We start from the raw sequence: 17,457 nt of genomic DNA on the forward strand, positions 1-17,457 counted from the left end.
GCTCGTGGCGCCCCCACGGCCGACGATGGGCATCAACATCGTCGAGCTCAGGAGACCGGACATGCTCAGCCGCCTCGCCGACGTCCTGGTGCCCACCGTCGGCCGCCTTTCGATCACCACCGACGCGGGCGCCGAACTCGCCCCCGGCAGCATCATCGTCGCCAACCACACGTCGCTCGCCGACCCCGCCGTCGTGCTCGCCGCGCTGCACCGCCTCGGGGTCCGTCCGGTCGTCATGGCGGCCGCCGGACTGTGGCGCGTCCCGCTGCTCGGCCGTGTGCTCGCCCTCGAAGGGCACATCCCGGTCCACCGGGGCGACCGGCGCGCGGCGGACGCCCTGGACGGAGCCGTCGAGGCGCTCGGGCGCGGGCGCCTGGTCCTGATCTACGCCGAGGGCGGTCTCCCGCACCGGACGGACGCCGCGGAAGCGGCACCCGAAGCCTTCCGCAGCGGCCTGTCCCGGCTGGTCCGGCGCAGCGGGGCCCCGGTGGTGCCGGTGGGCCAGGCCGGCGCACGCCGGGTCACCTCGGGGAGCACGGCCAAGCAGCTCGCGGGCCTGTTCACGGCCCCGCTGCGCCGCCCGGAACTGCACGTACACGTGGGAGCGCCACTCGAGTTGACGGCGGATGGTGCCGCCCGGACCGAACAGGCCCGCACCGCGGTGACGGCCGCCTGGCGGACGGCTGCCGCACGGCTCGGAGAGCCCGCGGCGCTCGCCGCCTGAGGAGTCGCCGGCTCACCCGCCGGAGGGGATGTCCACGTAGTCCTTGAAGACATGGCCCCGGGTGACCACACGCCGGGAAGCCCGCGCACCTCGCCTGCCGACCGCCTCCTCCGCGGGCTCCGGCACCGCCGCCGGGGTCCGGTACCTTAGCGTGCCGGCCCGCTCGGGGGCGATACTGATCGGGACGGTCGCCTCGCCGCGCGCCGGCTCCGGACGGGGCAGGTGGGGACGCACTTCTGTCGATGCCTCCGAGAGGAGCCGTTCATGACCACGGCGAAGGACCTGTTCATCATCACCATGGACCCGCGGCCGGAGCACGCCGTGGGGCAGGGCGACCTGTCGCTCGCACTCGCGGGCGCCGAGCTGATCGATCTCATCGGTGCGGGGGCGGTCACCGTGGACGGTGACCGCATCGTGCCGGGTGAGCCGCGGACGCCGGACGACGCGCTCCTCGGCGACGCCGCGGCAGGGCTCACCCGGCAACCGCCCTACGAGCGGATCGACGACTGGCTGTGGCGCCGGGGCCAGGACCTCTCGGCCACGTACCAGGCCGGTCTGGAGAACGACGGCGAGCTGACGCGGAAGCGGAGCGGCCGGTCGCCCTTCGGGTCGGAACGTGTCGAACCGGCCGATACGCCCGGCCGCCGTCGGGCGGCCGACCGCCGGGATGCGGGGGAACCCGTGCTGGCCGCCCTCGCCTCGGCCGTGGGCATCGACGGCGGCCGGTCCGACGACGAGCCCGGCCTCGACGACGAGGCGGTGACGACCGTGGTGGCCGCCGTCCACGACGCGGTGATGGAGCTGGAGGCCGTACGCCAGAGGCGGACCATCGAGAACACGGCCTTCGCCAACCTCTGGCGCGGCCCCTGAGCGACCGGCCGCCGGTCAGCCGCGCAGCACCACCGTGCGCTGGGCCGAGAAGTCGCCCCACGTCCCGTCGGGGAGCTTGGGCCGGAGCTTGAGCGAGTACCGGGTACCGGGCGGGTCGGTCAGGGTGAGCCGGTACGTCGCCCTGCCCTTGGGCGGTGTGCCGCCCCAGACGATCGTGGTGGTCAGCTTTCCGTTCAGGAAGAGCTGGTACGCGGGAATCGTGCCTCCGGTGTCCGGCTGGTCCCAGGAGAGGTCGACGAGGTACTCCTCGCCCTGCGCCGTCGTCGTCGTCCGCAGTCCGGTGGGTGCCGTGCTCGCGGGGGCGCCCGGCGCGGACCGGGTGGTGAGGTCGAGCGCGTTGCTGTCCGGCGAGGAACGGTCGGCGGCGTCGCGGGCGCGGACGGTGAAGGTGTAGACGGTGCCGGGGCGCAGGCCCTTGAGCCGGGCCGAGGTCCGCGTGCCCGGGACGCTGTGGATCCTGGAATCCTCCTGGTAGATGTCGTACGAGGTGACGCCCACGTCGTCCGTGGAGCCGCCCCAGGACAGGGTGACCGTCCGGCCGCTGTCCGCCTTGCCCCGCAGCTTCGTCGGTCCGGTCGGCGCTTCCTCGTCGGCGGGCGCGGCGGCGGGGGTGGTGACGGCGGCCGCGGCGCTCGGGGCGGAGTGGTTTCCGGCGGCGTCGCGGGCCCTGACGGTGAAGGTGTAGGCCGTGGACGCGGCCAGACCGTCGATGTCGGTCATCAGCTTCGTCGCGTCCACCGAGGCGGCCTTCCTCCCCTCACGGTAGACGTCGTAGCCGGTGATCCCCTCGTTGTCGGAGGACGGCTCCCACATGACGTGCGCGGAGGAGGCACTGCCGGCCTGTGCTGTCACTCCCCTGGGGGCTGTCGGGTTCTTGGTGTCCGCTTCCGCGGGTCCGCCGCAGGCGGTGAGACCGGCGAGGAGCAGCGTGGCGGAACAGGCCAACGCGGTGCGTGCGTGGGGGCGTTGCACGGTGATGCCTTCCATCCGACAGCAATGGTCCAGACCTATATGCCATGCGGGCGGGACCGCCGACAAGAGGGCGGACCGGAACGTTCCGCGATGTCCCCGATGAGTTCCGGGCGCGGAAACGGTCTGAAGAGCATGGAAACGAACAATGCGACCGCGCCCGGCATCGATCTCGGACCGGCGGCGCGGCAGGTCCAGGAACTGATCCGCGCAGTCGACGACCGGCAGCTGGACGGCCCGACCCCCTGCCCCGACTACGCGGTACGGGAGCTGATCGGGCACCTGCTGGGCCTGACCGTCGCCTTCCGCGACGCGGCTCACAAGAAGCTCGGCCCCACGACCGGCACTCCCCCGACTTCCGCCCTGCCGGTCCTGCCCGCCGACTGGCGCACGGAGCTGCCGCCCCTGCTGGACGAGCTGGTCGCGGCCTGGCGGTCCCCGGCCGCCCTGGAGGGCATGACCCAGGCGGGCGGGGTTGATCTTCCCGGGCAGGTCGCCGGGATGGTCGCGCGTAACGAGCTGGTCGTGCACGGCTGGGACCTGGCCAGGGCGACGGGGCAGGAGTTCCGGGCGGACGAGGCGAGCCTGCGCTCATCGGAGGCGATGCTGGCACCCGGGGACGACGACAGGTCCGGCCCTGACGCGATCTTCGGCCCGCCGGTCTCCGTCCCGGCCGACGCGCCGCTGGCCGACCGCGTGATCGCGCTGAGCGGGCGCCGGCCCGACTGGCAGCCCGGCGACTGACGGCGTCGTGCCCGGGGCCGGCGGTGGCGTCGTGCACGGGGCCGGCGGTCAGGAGGCGGCCGGGGCGGCTCAGCTGGTGAAGAACTCGGTGATCTGCTGGGCCACCTGGTCCGCGTGCTTCTTGTGCACATCGTGGCCGCCGCCCAGGGTGAGCAGCCGGCAGTCGGGGATGAGCGAGGCCATGTCGGCCAGCCTCCCCTGCGGCATGCTGCTCTCCGGGCCGCCGGCGATCATCAGCGTCGGGGCGACGATCTGCCCCAGCTCCTGCTCCCAACGGGGGTCCGGCTCGGCCACCTGGGCCCGGACGGCCGGCACGGCGTTCTCGTCGTAGTCCACCGGGCCCGTGGGGTGGTTGTCGGCCATCAGCTGTCCCGGGAACGGCGGCGGGGTCTCGACCAGCACCAGGCGCTCCACCCGGTCCGCGTGCTCCTCGGCGAGCAGATAGGCGACCACGCCGCCCATGGAGTGGCCGACGAGGCCGACCCGGTCGAGCTCGCAGGCGTCGAGGAACTCCAGGACGTCGTCCCGCATCTGCTCGAGGCCGTACTCGTCGGGCCAGTCGCTCTCGCCGTGGCCGCGCAGATCGATGGCGTACACCCGCCATTCCTCGCCGAGCAGGGTGCCGACGGCCTCCCAGCTCAGGGACGAGCCGCCGAGGCCGTGCAAGAGGACGACGGGCGACCCGAAGGGGTCGCCCCAGGTCCGATACGCCAGCCGTACTTCGCCGACGTCCACAACAGACTGATCTTCCATATCCCGAACGCTACAGGCGCCCCGCCCCCGCCGGCGCCGCCCCCCGGCCTGGCACGCTTGGTGCGTGAAGCACAGACGTCTCGCCCTCGCCGCCGTCGCGGCCCTCGTCCTGACCGGCTGCTCCGGATCCGGCTCCGGCTCCCCCGAGAAGGGGCTCGACGACCCGGCGAAGAAGGACATCGCGATGCGGCTCGTGTCCAGCGCAGAGAACTCCACGCTGGACTGGAAGGCCCAGTACGGCTACATCGAGGACATCGGCGACGGCCGCGGCTACACCGCGGGCATCATCGGATTCTGCTCCGGTACGGGCGATCTGCTGAAGGTCGTCGAGCGCTACACGGCGAAGCGTCCGGGAAACACGCTCCGGGACTTCCTGCCGGCACTGCGCGCGGTGAACGGCACCGACTCGCACGAGGGGCTCGGCAGCGCCTTCACCGAGGCCTGGGCGGAGGCCGCGGCGGACCCGGCCTTCCGGTCGGCACAGGACGCGGAGCGTGACAGCTCGTACTTCGACCCGGCGGTGAAGCGCGCCGAGGCCGACGGGCTCAGCGCCCTGGGGCAGTTCATCTACTACGACGCCTACGTGATGCACGGGTACGCCGACACCGACGGCACGGTCGGCTTCCGGACGATACGCACCCAGGCCCTCGCCGAGAACGATCCGCCCTCCGAGGGCGGCGACGAGGAGGCGTATCTCCACGCCTTCCTGAACGCCCGGGTGGCCGCGATCCGCAAGGAGCCCTCGCACAGCGACACCAGCCGGGTGGAGACCGCCCAACGTGTCTTCGTACGCGAGGGGAAGCTCCAGCTGGAGACCCCGCTGGCGTGGAAGGTCTACGGGGAGAGCTTCCGCATCGACGGCGGCTGACCAGCCTCCGGCAACCGGGTGCCAAGGGGTTACCGGGCACTCCGAGACCTGATAGGAAAGCTTCCTAACAGAACATCGGAACGACGAACTCCCCTGGGAGGACCGGTGCATCACCCCCACAACAGCACCTCACGTCGCACCACCCGATTCATCCGCACCGCCGGACTCGCCGTGCTGGCCCTCGGGCTGACCTTCACGGCGATGCCGGCCACCGCTCACGCCGGCGCCCCCACGCCGCCGGCCGCACACCTGGAGGCAGCCGCGACCGGACTCGACGACCCCGCGAAGAAGGACATCGCGATGCGACTGGTGTCCAGCGCGGAGAACTCCACGCTGGACTGGGAGGCCCAGTACGGCTACATCGAGGACATCGGCGACGGCCGCGGCTACACCGCCGGCGTCATCGGATTCTGCTCCGGCACCGGGGACATGCTCGACCTGGTGGAGCTGTACACCGAGCGGAAGCCGGGCAACGTGCTGGCCGCGTACCTGCCCGCCCTGCGGGCGGTGGACGGCACGGATTCGCACGAGGGGCTGGACCCCGGCTTCACCGGCCACTGGGCCGAGGCCGCGTCGGACCCCGCCTTCCAGCAGGCGCAGAACGACGAGCGTGACCGGGTCTACTTCGATCCGGCGGTGCGCCAGGGCAAGGCCGACGGGCTCGGCACGCTCGGCCAGTTCGCTTACTACGACGCCATCGTGATGCACGGCGGCGGCAGCGACAGCACGAGCTTCGGCTCGATCAGGGAGAGGGCGCTGGCCCAGGCGAGCCCGCCGTCGCAGGGCGGCGACGAGGTGGCCTACCTCGACGCGTTCCTGGACGCCCGGGTCTGGGCGATGAAGCAGGAGGAGGCCCACTCGGACACCAGCCGGGTGGACACGGCCCAGCGGGTGTTCCTGCGGAACGGCAATCTGGATCTCGATCCGCCGCTGGACTGGCAGGTCTACGGCGACAGCTTCCACATCGGCTGACACCGGCCGCACCCGGTGCGCGTACGGGCTCTCCCCCGTGAGGGGTTCCCGTACGCGCACCGGTGTGTCAGTGGGCGACGGGCAGGGCCATCGGATCCTTCGGCTGTTCGCTGTCCGCGGCCTCCGTCCCCGGTTCCGCGTCCGGCGTCCGGCCCCAGTGGTTGAAGGCCAGGTTCAGCACGATCGCCACCACGCAGCCGGTGGAGATGCCCGAGTCCAGGACGACGAGCAGGTCCTCGGGGAAGGCGTGGTAGAAGTCCGGCGCGGCGATCGGGATGAGGCCGACGCCCACGGCCGCCGCGACGATCAGGGCGTTCTCGCCCTTCTCCAGGGCAGCGGTGGCCAGCGTCTGGATACCGCTCGCCGCGACCGACCCGAAGAGCACGATGCCGGCGCCGCCGAGGACCGGGAGCGGCACGAGGGCGATGACGGACGCGGCCACGGGTACCAGCCCGAGCAGCACCAGGATGACTCCGCCCGCGGCGACGACGAACCGGCTGCGGACCTTGGTCATGGCGACCAGCCCGATGTTCTGGGCGAACGCACTGCACATGAAGCCGTTGAAGAGCGGGCTGACGGCGCTGCCCAGGGTGTCGGCGCGCAGTCCGCCCTCGATGGTCCGCTCGTCCGCCGGACGGCCGACGATCTTGCCGAGGGCCAGCATGTCGGCGGTCGACTCGGTCATACAGACCAGCATCACGATGCACATCGAGATGATCGCGGCGATCTCGAACTGCGGTGCGCCGAAGTGGAACGGCGTCGGGAAACCGACCACGTCGGCGTCGCCCAGTGCCCCGAAGTCGGTGATGCCGGCGGGGATCGCGATCAGGGTGCCGATGACCAGGCCGAGCAGGATGGCGATCTGCTGGAGGAAGCCCCGCAGCAGCTTGCGCAGGGCCAGCACGATCACGAGGGTGACGGCGGCCATCGTGATGTTCGTCATCGAGCCGTAGTCGTCGGCGGTCGCGTTGCCGCCCTGCGACCAGTTGAAGGCGACCGGGAGCAGTGAGACGCCGATCAGCGTGATGACGGTGCCGGTGACGACGGGCGGGAAGAACCGCACCAGTTTGCAGAAGTACGGGGCGAGGACGAAGCCGAGGAGGCCGGCGACGATGATCGCGCCGAAGATGACGGCGATGCCGTCGTGCCCGCGGTCCTTGCCGATCGCGATCATCGGGGTGACCCCGGCGAAGGAGACGCCGTTGACGAACGGCAGTTTGGCGCCTATTCGCCAGAAGCCGAGGGTCTGGAGCAGGGTGGCTATCCCCGCGGTGAAGAGGCTCGCCCCCATCAGGAAGGCGGTCTCCTTGGCGCTGAGACCCACGGCGGGCCCCACGATCATGGGCGGGGCCACCACACCCGCGTACATCGCGGCGACGTGCTGCAGGCCGCTGGTGAACATCCTGAGGGGCGGGAGCGTCTCGTCGACCGGGTGCTTCCGGTCCAATCCTCCTTCTCCTGCGCCGACGGCGAGTGCGTCTGCTTCGGTTGTGTCTGTTCGGACTGCTTCTGCTTCGACTGCGTTCTTGCGAAACCTGGGCTTAGCTGCCACGGCTTCCTCCGGTCGGGTGCACGTCGGGCGACGTGGGTGTCAGGGAGGTGATGCTGAGCGGTGCGTTGGTGCAGGTCGTGCAGCTGGTGCGGGCAGCTTGGAGCTCACCTGTGCGGGTGCGCGTACGGGACGTACGCGCACCCGCACAGGCTGCCGTGAACCTGATGGGTCCACGGCGGCCGGCCGAGGGCCGTCCCCCTCGGCCGGCCTGTCAGGGGGTGCGGAGCATCAGGCCCCGGCGGCGATCTGTGCGAGGCGCCTGGCCTCGTCACGGGTCGCGCGGGCGATGGCGTCCTCGTCCACGGTGGTGAGGCGACTGTCCTCGACGACGGTCCTGCCGTTGACGAGGGAGAGGGTGACGGGGGCCGCGGCGCCGAAGACCAGGGCGGTCACGGGGTCCGCGATGGAGGCGTGGGCCAGGGTGTCCAGCTTCCAGAGCACGAGGTCGGCGAGCTTCCCCGGTTCCAGCGAGCCGATCTCCTGGGCCCGGCCGAGGACCTGCGCGCCGCCGTACGTGCCGAGGCGCAGGGCCTGGCGCGCGTCGAGGGCCTTCTCACGGTGGGCGCCGAGGCGGTTGATGAGGAGGGCGTTGCGCAGTTCGGTGTGGAGTTCGCCGGACTCGTTGGACGCGGTGCCGTCGACGCCGAGCCCGACCGGGACACCGGCGGCGAGCATGTCGGGGACGCGTGCGATGCCGGCCGCGAGGCGGGCGTTGGAGGACGGGCAGTGCGCGACGCCGGTGCCGGTGCGGGCGAAGGCGGCGATGTCGGAGTCGTTCATGTGGACGCAGTGCGCCATCCACACGTCGTCACCGAGCCAGCCGGTCGACTCGAAGTAGTCCGTCGGCCCCATCCCGAACAGCTCCTTGCAGAACTGCTCCTCCTCGACGGTCTCCGAACCGTGCGTGTGCAGGCGCACGCCGCGACGGCGGGCCAACTCGGCTCCCTGGCGCATCAGTTCGGTGGAGACGGAGAAGGGCGAGCAGGGGGCGACAGCGATCTGCGTCATCGCGCCGAACGAGGTGTCGTGGTGTTCGTCGATGGTGGCCTCGGTGGCGGCGAGCGCTCCGTCGAGGGTCTCCACGGCGAAGTCCGGTGGCAGTCCGCCGTCCTTCTCGCTGCGGTCCATGGAGCCGCGGGCGAGCGTGAAGCGTACGCCCATGTCACGGGCGGCGCCGATGATCGCGCCGGACAGGTCGCCGGAGCCACGGGGGTAGACGTAGTGGTGGTCCATCGCGGTGGTCACCCCGCCGCGGGCCATCATCGCGAGCGAACCCTGGGCGGCCGCGCGGGCCATCGGCTCGTCGATGCGCGCCCACGTCGGGTACAGCGCGACCAGCCAGTCGAAGAGGTTGTGGTCGGTCGCCAGGCCCCGGGTGATCCACTGGTAGAAGTGGTGGTGGGTGTTGACCAGGCCCGGCGTGACCAGGTGGCCGGTGCCGTCGACGCGCCGTACGACGTCCGCGAGGCCCTCAGGGGCCTTGCCCGCGCCGACGGACTCGATGCGGTTGCCCGCCACGACGACGTGCCCGGACGCGTATTCGGTGTCGTGGGCGTCGACCGTGGCGATGGAACAGTTCTCGATGACGATGCGCTGCGGGTCTGCCGATGCTGCCATGGCGCTTCCTTCTTCTTTCCGGGGATGTGTGGGCACGGCAGGACCCTAGGAGGATTTGAGTGCCACAGCGTTACGGCTGTGGGTGCCGAGATGATGGAAGAACAGGTTGAGCAGGACCGCCACGAGCGCTCCCGCACTGATCCCGGAGCCGAGCACCGTCTGCGCCCAGGACGGGAATCCCGCGTAGAAGCCGGGTGCCGCGAGCGGGATGATGCCCGCGCCGAGTGCCACGGCCACGAGGATGATGTTGGAGCTGTCGTCGAGCCCCGCCTCGGACAGGGTCCGGATGCCGCTCACCGCGATCGAGCCGAACAGGACGATGCCGGCGCCGCCGAGCACGGGCATCGGGACGAGGGAGACGACCGCCCCGAGGACGGGGAAGGCGCCCAGGACGATCAGGGCACCGCCCGCGGCGGCGACCACGTACCGGCTGCGCACCCGCGTCAGCGACACGACGCCTACGTTCTGGGCGAAGGCGCTGGTCGGGAAGCCCCCGAAGACCGGGCCGAGGAGGGTGGCGATGCCGTCGGTGCGCAGACCGCGGGTGATGGTGGGGCCGTCGGTGCGCCGGTCGCAGATCTCGCCGAGCGCCAGCATGCCGGCGGACGACTCCGTCATCAGCACCAGCATCACGATGCACAGGGAGAGGATCGCGGCGGGCTGGAACTCGGGCGGTCCGAAGGCGAAGGGTGTGGGCAGGGCGGCGACGGGTGCGGAGCCGAGCGCGGAGAAGTCGGCGAGACCGAACGGGATGGCGGCCAGCGTGCCGATGAACATGCCTGCGAGCAGGGCGACTTGCTTGACGAAGCCGCGTCCGAAGCGCTGGATCAGCAGGATGACGACGAGAGTGAAGGCGGCCAGTGCCAGATACTTCATGGCGCCGAAGTCATCGGCGGTGGCGTCGCCTCCCTGGGCCCAGCCGACGGGTACCGGCATCAGCGTGACGCCGATGAGGGTGATGACGACGCCGGTGACGAGCGGCGGGAAGAAGCGCAGCAGCCGCCCGAAGAACGGGCCGACGGCCAGGCAGAAGACACCTGCGACGAGTACCGCCCCGTAGATCGCGGGGAGTTGGTGGCCGGGGGCGCTGGTCTCCGCAATGGCGAGCATCGGCGCGATCCCGGCGGAGGACGCCGCGTTGACGAAGGGCAGCCGGTTCCCGGCGAAGCGTCCGGCGCCGAGGGTCTGGAGGAGGGTGGCCAGGCCGGCGATCAGGAGACTCGCCGCGATCAGCCGGGTCATGCCGGCCGCGTCGAGTCCCACGGCCTGCCCGATGATGAGCGGAGGGGTGACGACGCCCGCGTACATGGCGGCGATGTGCTGGAGCGCGGCGGGGACGAGCCGCGAGGGCGGAAGCTTCTCGTCCACCGGGTGAACTGCCGTGCCGGCACGGGTCGGTGGTGCGTTACATGGGCCTTTCGCCGGCCCCGTTACAGGCTGTGCCATGGAATGTCCCTCCGGGATGACCGGCCCCCGCCCGCGGCGGGGCGGGGGCCGGTTCAGCACCGCGTCAGAGGTTGGTCATGTCGACCGGGATCTTCGGCTCGACGCCGTCCCGGAGCACCGTCGCCTCGATGAGGCCGTACGGACGGTCGGCGGCGAAGTACACCTCGTTGTCGTTCTTGAGCCCGAACGGCTCCAGGTCGACGAGGAAGTGGTGGTTGTTCGGCAGCGAGAAGCGGATCTCGTCGATCTCGCTGCGGTTGTTGATGATGCGCGAACCCATCTGGTAGAGGGTCTGCTGGAGGGAGAGGGAGTACGTCTCCGCGAAGGCCTGGAGCATGTGCTTGCGCGTCTGCTCGTAGGACTTCTCCCAGTTCGGCATGCGCTCCTCGTCGCTGGTCCAGTTGTACCGCCACTTCGCGGAGACGTCGGTCGCGAGGATGCGGTCGTACGCCTCCTTCAGCGTCGTGTACTTGTCCTTGACGTAGCCCCAGAACTCCGAGTTGGTGGAGTTCATGACGGTGAGGTCCTTGAGGCCGGAGATGACCTCCCACTTCGCGCCGTCGAAGGTGATCTGGGTGGTGCGCGTCTCCTGGCCCTTGCGGACGAAGGAGTGCTTGACCTCGTCGGCACCGATGAACTTCGAGTTGCCGTCGGAGGTCGCGATGCGCTCCCAGGCGTACTCCTCGATCCGGATCCGGGCCACCTTGATCGGCTCCTGCGAGGACACGAAGTGCCGGGCCAGGTGGATGCCGAACTGCTCGGCGGACTCGATGCCGTGTTCCTTGGCGAAGGCGAACACCGTGTTCTTGGTGGTGTCGGTCGGCAGGACGTTGGCGTTGGAGCCGGAGTAGTGGACGTCGTCCATGTCGCCGGAGAGGGCGACCGAGACGTTGAGGTCCTTGATGTGGTGGGTGTCGCCGTCCCGCGTGATCTTGACGACTCGGTTCTCTGCTTTGCCGTACTGGTTCTGGCCGAGAATCGTGGGCATTGTCTGCTAGCTCCCTCGGTAAACGGAGTAGCCGAACGGGTTGAGCAGCAGCGGTACGTGATAGTGCTCGCCCGGGGTGACGGCGAATGCGATCGCCACCTCCGGGAAGAACGCGCCGCTGTCCCTTACGCGGGGGGCGTCCTGCTGCGCCTCGGCTTGCTTCTTCGCGGTGAAGTACGACTCGGTGTCGAAGACGAGCCGTACGTGGGTGGTTCCTTCCGGCAGGGCCGGCAGGTCTTTGCAGCGCCCGTCCGCGTCGGTCGCGGATCCGCCGAGCGTCACATACTGCGTGTCGCCGCCGCTGCGGGCGGCCAGGGAGACGGTGACGGCTTCGGCGGGACGGCCGACGCTGGTGTCCAGGATGTGGGTGGACACCGATGCGGTGGTGTCGGTGCTCAAGACCGTCACGCTCCTTGTTCTCAAAAGTGCTGTACGGGTGCCTGACTCTTCAGGAGTCCTGCACGAGGCGGGTCAGGCGGATGCGGTTGATCTTGCCCAGCTCGGTGCGGACGATCTCACGTTCCTGCTCGGGCGAGTTGCCGATCCGTGCCTTCACCGCGTCGCGCATCTGTTCACCGGTGGTTCCGGTGGCGCAGATCAGGAAGACATGTCCGAACCGCTCCTGGTAGGCCAGGTTGAGTTCGAGCATCTCCGCCTTGAGCTCCTCGGACGCACCGGCCATCCCCCGCTGCTCACGGGCGGAGGCCGGGTCCCCCGGCTTGGGGCGGCCGATCGGCGGGTGGCCGGCCATGGCCTCGGCCAGGTCCTCCGGTGAGAGTTCGGCCAGTGCGGCGTCGCTCGCGGAGAACAGGGCTTCCGTCCCGGCGTAGGGCCGGTGGGCGAGGACGGAACTTCCCCACGCCGCACTGGCACACACCTCGTGCAGCGCGGCTGCGGCCTCTGCGGCCGCCAGGGTGTTGAACCGGGCGAGGCCCGGTGTGGAGCTCGTAGTCACGGGAGCCTCCGTGGCTTTTTTCGCTGTGCGTTGTCGGGCTGCGGACAGCTAACGCCCTCCACAACACCACGTCAACAGTTTGTTGAACTTCCGGGGACAAGTAATGCCGCCGCCCGAATTCCCGGACGACGGCATTGCACCGCATTACGCGTCGCTACTCACCCTTGGCGGCATTGTCCCGGTTCAGATAGTTGTAGACCGTGAAGCGGCTGACGCCGAGCGCGCCCGCCACGGTCTCCACACCGTGCCGCACGGAGAAGGCACCGCGCGCCTCAAGGGTGCGTACGACGCCCTGCTTGGCCTTCCGGTCCAGCTCGGCCAGTGGCATCCCGTGCCGCCGCTCCATCGCGGACAGGATGTGGTCGAGCGATTCGGAGAGCTGCGGGAGCCGTACGGCTATGACGTCGGCCCCCTCCCACGCGAGGAGCACGTCCTCGGGGGTGGCCTGCTCCGGGGCGAGCAGCTCCGCCCCCATGGCGTCGACGAGCGGCTTCACCGCGGTGACCAGCGGGTGGTCGGCCGGTTCGGTCACGGGGTGTCCTCCCCGATCACGTTGAGCTGGAGGGAGACCCGGGTGGCGCCCGAGGCCAGGGCCTTCCGCAGCAGGGAGTCCACCGCGGTGAGCACCTCGTCCGCGCCCCCTTCCGCCGTGTTCCCGAAGGGGCCCACGTCCACCGCGTCGAGGTCGGCGGTCTGGATGACCTCGCGGGCCACCACCGCGTGGGCGGGTGCCTCGTCGAGATCGAAGGGCTCGGTGGTGAATTCCACCCTCAAGCGCACGGTGCCTCCCTCATGTTCCCGCCGCGTCCGTCGGCTCGCACGGCTCGTCCCGACCCTAAGGCACGGGCCGCCGGGCCCGGAGGGCCCGGACGGGGCCTCCTGGACGGACCGCGCCTCACGGCCCGGCCTGGATGTCCCCCCGGGTGGACGAGGCGATCGGGTCGCCGCGCGCGAAGTAGCGACGCCCCGAGGTTGTGGACTACGTCTTGCACGTGAAGGACCAGGTCCTCTCCCCCGCCCAGGTCTCCGGGGTGGTGAGCGGGTACCGCGCGGCGGACACCACGTTCCAGGACACGGTGCCGGCCACCTGACCAGGCAGATGTGAGAGGGAGCGCGGTGGATGGCGAGGAGCCCTCCACCTCGCTCCCGCGTGTCCGGAATTCGGTTTCCCTCTTGACAGCCTCACCACACGCCAGGCAATCTTCCGTTAAGCAGAAACTAACTTCCGCGATACGGAAGGAGCGCACGATGGGTTACTCGGACCAGCGCTTCGATGTGAACCTCTCGATCCTCTTCACCGAACTCCCGCTCCTGGAGCGCCCCGCGGCGGCGGCCGCCGCGGGCTTCACCGCGGTCGAGCTCTGGTGGCCCTGGATCGAGACCCCCACCCCCGCGCAGGCCGAGCTCGACGCCCTGAAGAAGGCGCTCGACGACGCGGGCACGCGGCTGGTGGGGCTGAACTTCTACGCGGGCCGCCTCCCGGGCCCCGACCGCGGGGCGCTCTCGCTGCCCGGCGAGGAGTCGGACCGCTTCCGCGCCAACATCGACGTGGCGGCGGACTTCGCGGCCTCGGTCGGCTGCAAGGCGCTCAACGCGCTCTACGGCAACCGCGTCGAGGGCGTGGACCCGGCCGTCCAGGACGAACTCGCCCTGGAGAACCTGGTCCTGGCCGCCCGCGCGGCCCACCGGATCGGGGCCACGCTTCTGATCGAGACCCTCAACGACACGGAGTCGCCGCTCTACCCCCTGGTCAGCGCACCGGCGGGCGTCGGGGTCGTCGACCGTGTCAACGAGGCGACGGGCCTGGGCAATGCCACGTTCCTGCTGGACCTTTACCACCTGTCGATGAACGGCGAGGACCTCAGCCAGGTGATCAAGGCGTACGCCGCGAAGACCGGCCACGTCCAGATCGCCGACAACCCGGGGCGCGGCGCGCCCGGCACCGGCTCGCTCCCGCTGGAGCGCCTCCTCGACGAGCTGACCGAGGCCGGTTACGACGGCCGGGTCGGCCTGGAGTACAAGCCGGGCGACCGGCCGAGCGCGGAGTCCTTCGGCTGGCTCCCGGCCGAGGCCCGGCCCGCCCGCTGAGGCTCGCCCCCTCCCGCACACACGCTTACCGGAAGGCAACCCTCATGAGCAGCAACCTCCCCAAGGTCGCCTGGATCGGGCTCGGCATCATGGGCTCGCCCATGTCGGAGAACCTGATCAAGGCCGGATACCAGGTGACCGGCTACACCCTGGAGCAGGACAAGATCGACCGGCTGGTCGCGGCGGGCGGCAAGGGTGCCGCCTCGATCGCGGAGGCGGTTCGCGACGCCGATGTCGTGGTCACCATGGTCCCCGCCTCCCCGCAGGTCGAGGCCATCGCGTACGGCCCCGACGGCATCCTGGAGAACGCCAGGCAGGGCGCCCTGCTGATCGACATGTCGTCGATCACCCCGCAGACCTCCGTGGACCTGGCTTCGAGCGCGAAGGACAAGGGCATCCGCGTGCTGGACGCCCCGGTCTCCGGCGGTGAGGCCGGAGCGATCGAGGCCGTCCTGTCCATCATGGTCGGCGGCGAGCAGAGCGACTTCGACGCCGCGAAGCCGCTGCTGGACGCGCTCGGCAGGACGATCGTGCTGTGCGGCCCGCACGGCTCCGGCCAGACGGTGAAGGCGGCCAACCAGCTGATCGTCGCGGTCAACATCCAGGCCTGCGCCGAAGCCGTCGTCTTCCTGGAGAAGTCCGGGGTCGACCTCGCCGCCGCGCTCGACGTGCTGAACGGCGGCCTCGCCGGCTCGACCGTCCTGACCCGCAAGAAGGACAACTTCCTGAAGCGGGACTTCGCCCCGGGCTTCCGGATCGACCTGCACCACAAGGACATGGGCATCGTCACGGACGCCGCCCGCAACGTCGGCGCGGCACTCCCCGTCGGCGGGGTCGTGGCGCAGCTCGTGGCGTCCCTGCGCGCGCAGGGTGACGGCGGCCTGGACCACTCCGCGCTGCTGCGCTCGGTCGAGCGGCTCTCCGGCTCCCAGGTCTGACACCCCGGCCCTCCCCAGGGGCCCCATGAACTCCGGGTCGCGGTGGCGCTGACACCTGTCCTGTCGCGCCCAGGCGCTGCCGCGACCCGGAACCCCCTCCTCCAATTTCAACAAATTGTTGACGCTTCGATACCGGCGAATCTACGCTCCTGAGGCCGTCAGCAGCCCCGTACGGAAGGCCTCCATGTCCCAGCGTGTGCTCACGACCGAGTCAGGCGCCCCGGTCGCCGACAACCAGAACTCCGCCACGGCCGGCGCCGGCGGGCCGATCCTCGTCCAGGACCAGCACCTGCTCGAGAAGCTCGCCCGCTTCAACCGTGAGCGCATCCCGGAGCGCGTCGTCCACGCCCGCGGCTCCGGCGCGTACGGCTACTTCGAGGTGACGGACGACGTCACCGGCTTTACCCGTGCCGACTTCCTCTCCGAGGTGGGCCGCCGCACCGAGACGTTCATCCGCTTCTCGACCGTCGCCGACTCGCTGGGCGGCGCGGACGCCGTCCGCGACCCGCGCGGCTTCGCCCTCAAGTTCTATACGAACGACGGCAATTACGACCTCGTCGGCAACAACACCCCGGTGTTCTTCATCAAGGACCCGATCAAGTTCCCCGACTTCATCCACTCCCAGAAGCGGGACCCTTTCACGGGCAGGCAGGAGCCGGACAACGTCTGGGACTTCTGGGCGAACTCCCCCGAGGCGACGCACCAGATCACCTGGCTGATGGGTGACCGGGGAATTCCTGCCTCGTACCGTCACATGCACGGCTTCGGCTCGCACACGTACCAGTGGACGAACGCGAAGGGCGAGGCCTTCTTCGTCAAGTACCACTTCAAGACCAACCAGGGGGTGCGCTCCCTCTCCGCCGAGCAGGCCGCCGAGCAGGTCGGCAAGGACGCCAACTCGCACCAGACGGACCTGCTCCAGGCCATCGAGCGTGGAGTCAACCCGTCCTGGACGCTGCACGTGCAGCTGATGCCGGCCGCCGAGGCGGCGGACTACCGCTTCAACCCGTTCGACGTGACGAAGGTGTGGCCGCACGCCGACTACCCGCTCCAGCGCGTCGGCCGGCTGGTGCTGGACCGCAACCCGGACAACGTCTTCGCCGAGGTGGAGCAGGCGGCGTTCTCGCCGAACAACTTCGTGCCCGGCATCGGTCCTTCGCCGGACAAGATGCTCCAGGGCCGACTGTTCGCGTACGCCGACGCGCAGCGCTACCGGCTGGGCATCAACCACACCCAGCTCCCGGTCAACGCTCCGAAGGCCGCCGACGTCGACAACTACGGCCGCGACGGGCTGCACGCCACCCGGTACGGCTCGCGCCAGGACAAGAACTACGAGCCCAACTCGTACGCCGGCCCCGCGCAGACCGGAGCGGCCCTCGCCTCCCCGCTCGCGGTGCACGGCTGGACGGGTACGCACGAGGCGCCCCTGCACGCGAAGGACGACGACTTCTTCCAGGCGGGCGAGCTCTACCGGCTGATGTCGGCGGACGAGAAGGGCCGCCTGATCGCCAACATCGCGGGCGGACTCTCACAGGTCACCCGCGACGACGTGATCGAGAAGAACCTCGCCCACTTCCACGCCGCCGACGCCGACTACGGCAAGCGCGTCGAGGAGGCCGTCCGCGCCCTGCGCGAGGACTGAGCCTCTCCCGAACCCTGCCCGTGCCGCACACCCGGATGAGGGGTGGCGAGCGGCACGGCCAGGACGAGACCGCGGCGGCGGACGACGCCAGTGCGGTGGTGAGGGCCCGGGCGGCCCGGTTCCGGACCTGAAGGCACCGGCCCCCGGCAGCCCGCTCGCCGCCGCCGCGGTCGCTGTGACAGATCACCGGGGTGGGGGGGGCGCGGGGGGGGGGGGGCGCCCCCCCCGGGGGGGGGGGGGGGGGGGGGCGCCGGGGGGGGGGGGGCCCCGCCCCGCCCCCCCCCCGCCCACTCAACCCCCAGCCCCCCCC

General features: G+C 70.7%; 18 protein-coding genes. 8 read left to right on the forward strand and 10 right to left on the reverse strand.

Annotation, left to right across the window (positions count from 1 at the left end):
- Positions 1-61 precede the first annotated feature (61 nt).
- Both ACIBCU_RS14815 and ACIBCU_RS14820 read left to right on the forward strand, forming a co-directional pair.
- The gene (locus ACIBCU_RS14815; RefSeq protein ID WP_399231638.1) at positions 62-724 is read left to right on the forward strand and encodes a lysophospholipid acyltransferase family protein; all 663 of its coding nucleotides are present in this window, start codon (positions 62-64) and stop codon (positions 722-724) included.
- A 264-nt stretch (positions 725-988) separates the two neighbouring features.
- Positions 989-1,594 (forward strand): GPP34 family phosphoprotein, encoded by a 606-nt coding sequence (locus ACIBCU_RS14820; protein WP_399231640.1) that lies wholly within the window; start codon positions 989-991, stop codon positions 1,592-1,594.
- A gap of 15 nt (positions 1,595-1,609) precedes the next feature.
- Here ACIBCU_RS14820 and ACIBCU_RS14825 read toward each other — a convergent pair whose 3' ends face one another.
- Positions 1,610-2,602, reverse strand: a complete 993-nt coding sequence (locus ACIBCU_RS14825) for a fibronectin type III domain-containing protein (RefSeq protein ID WP_399231642.1) — start codon at positions 2,600-2,602, stop codon at positions 1,610-1,612.
- Between the two features lie 117 nt (positions 2,603-2,719).
- Here ACIBCU_RS14825 and ACIBCU_RS14830 point away from each other — a divergent pair, with 117 nt between their 5' ends.
- Positions 2,720-3,328: a TIGR03086 family metal-binding protein gene (locus ACIBCU_RS14830; protein WP_362935749.1), complete on the forward strand. Its 609-nt coding sequence runs from the start codon at positions 2,720-2,722 to the stop codon at positions 3,326-3,328.
- A gap of 69 nt (positions 3,329-3,397) precedes the next feature.
- Here the strand turns inward: ACIBCU_RS14830 and ACIBCU_RS14835 are convergent, their stop codons facing one another.
- The gene (locus ACIBCU_RS14835; protein WP_399231645.1) at positions 3,398-4,081 is read right to left on the reverse strand and encodes an alpha/beta fold hydrolase; all 684 of its coding nucleotides are present in this window, start codon (positions 4,079-4,081) and stop codon (positions 3,398-3,400) included.
- A gap of 64 nt (positions 4,082-4,145) precedes the next feature.
- On the opposite strand from ACIBCU_RS14835, the gene ACIBCU_RS14840 reads away from it, so the two are divergent.
- Entirely contained in the window at positions 4,146-4,949 is an 804-nt protein-coding gene (locus ACIBCU_RS14840; protein WP_399231647.1) for a chitosanase, read from the forward strand.
- 105 nt (positions 4,950-5,054) lie between these two features.
- Complete coding sequence (locus tag ACIBCU_RS14845) at positions 5,055-5,921, forward strand: chitosanase (protein WP_362935756.1); 867 nt, start codon at positions 5,055-5,057, stop codon at positions 5,919-5,921.
- Positions 5,922-5,988: 67 nt separating this feature from the next.
- On the opposite strand, the gene ACIBCU_RS14850 is transcribed toward ACIBCU_RS14845, so the two are convergent.
- The 8 genes from ACIBCU_RS14850 to ACIBCU_RS14885 form a co-directional block, all read right to left on the reverse strand.
- A complete protein-coding gene (locus ACIBCU_RS14850; protein ID WP_399231650.1) occupies positions 5,989-7,473 on the reverse strand; it encodes a nucleobase:cation symporter-2 family protein in 1,485 nt (494 codons plus the stop codon).
- 228 nt (positions 7,474-7,701) lie between these two features.
- Positions 7,702-9,090: an 8-oxoguanine deaminase gene (locus ACIBCU_RS14855; RefSeq protein ID WP_362935762.1), complete on the reverse strand. Its 1,389-nt coding sequence runs from the start codon at positions 9,088-9,090 to the stop codon at positions 7,702-7,704.
- A gap of 45 nt (positions 9,091-9,135) precedes the next feature.
- Complete coding sequence (locus ACIBCU_RS14860) at positions 9,136-10,536, reverse strand: nucleobase:cation symporter-2 family protein (RefSeq protein ID WP_362935765.1); 1,401 nt, start codon at positions 10,534-10,536, stop codon at positions 9,136-9,138.
- A gap of 64 nt (positions 10,537-10,600) precedes the next feature.
- Positions 10,601-11,524 carry a factor-independent urate hydroxylase gene (pucL, locus tag ACIBCU_RS14865; RefSeq protein ID WP_362935768.1) on the reverse strand — a complete coding sequence of 308 codons (924 nt, stop codon included), beginning with the start codon at positions 11,522-11,524 and terminating at the stop codon, positions 10,601-10,603.
- A 6-nt stretch (positions 11,525-11,530) separates the two neighbouring features.
- Entirely contained in the window at positions 11,531-11,923 is a 393-nt protein-coding gene (gene uraH, locus ACIBCU_RS14870) for a hydroxyisourate hydrolase (protein ID WP_362935771.1), read from the reverse strand.
- 49 nt (positions 11,924-11,972) lie between these two features.
- Complete coding sequence (uraD, locus tag ACIBCU_RS14875; RefSeq protein ID WP_362935774.1) at positions 11,973-12,479, reverse strand: 2-oxo-4-hydroxy-4-carboxy-5-ureidoimidazoline decarboxylase; 507 nt, start codon at positions 12,477-12,479, stop codon at positions 11,973-11,975.
- Between the two features lie 154 nt (positions 12,480-12,633).
- Entirely contained in the window at positions 12,634-13,011 is a 378-nt protein-coding gene (locus ACIBCU_RS14880) for a helix-turn-helix domain-containing protein (protein WP_362935777.1), read from the reverse strand.
- A complete protein-coding gene (locus ACIBCU_RS14885) occupies positions 13,008-13,259 on the reverse strand; it encodes a hypothetical protein (RefSeq protein WP_362935780.1) in 252 nt (83 codons plus the stop codon). The genes ACIBCU_RS14880 and ACIBCU_RS14885 overlap by 4 nt, the downstream gene beginning before the upstream one ends.
- 468 nt (positions 13,260-13,727) lie before the next feature.
- On the opposite strand from ACIBCU_RS14885, the gene ACIBCU_RS14890 reads away from it, so the two are divergent.
- The 3 genes from ACIBCU_RS14890 to ACIBCU_RS14900 all read left to right on the forward strand — a co-directional run bounded on the left by ACIBCU_RS14890 (position 13,728) and on the right by ACIBCU_RS14900 (position 17,147).
- Positions 13,728-14,567 carry a TIM barrel protein gene (locus ACIBCU_RS14890; RefSeq protein ID WP_362935783.1) on the forward strand — a complete coding sequence of 280 codons (840 nt, stop codon included), beginning with the start codon at positions 13,728-13,730 and terminating at the stop codon, positions 14,565-14,567.
- Between the two features lie 44 nt (positions 14,568-14,611).
- Positions 14,612-15,505, forward strand: a complete 894-nt coding sequence (locus tag ACIBCU_RS14895) for a 2-hydroxy-3-oxopropionate reductase (protein WP_362935786.1) — start codon at positions 14,612-14,614, stop codon at positions 15,503-15,505.
- Positions 15,506-15,689: 184 nt separating this feature from the next.
- The gene (locus tag ACIBCU_RS14900) at positions 15,690-17,147 is read left to right on the forward strand and encodes a catalase (RefSeq protein ID WP_399231655.1); all 1,458 of its coding nucleotides are present in this window, start codon (positions 15,690-15,692) and stop codon (positions 17,145-17,147) included.
- The last annotated feature ends 310 nt before the right edge of the window (positions 17,148-17,457 follow it).

The sequence above is a fragment of the Streptomyces sp. NPDC051064 genome (assembly GCF_044455985.1).
In the GTDB taxonomy this organism is placed as follows: Bacteria; Actinomycetota; Actinomycetes; order Streptomycetales; family Streptomycetaceae; genus Streptomyces.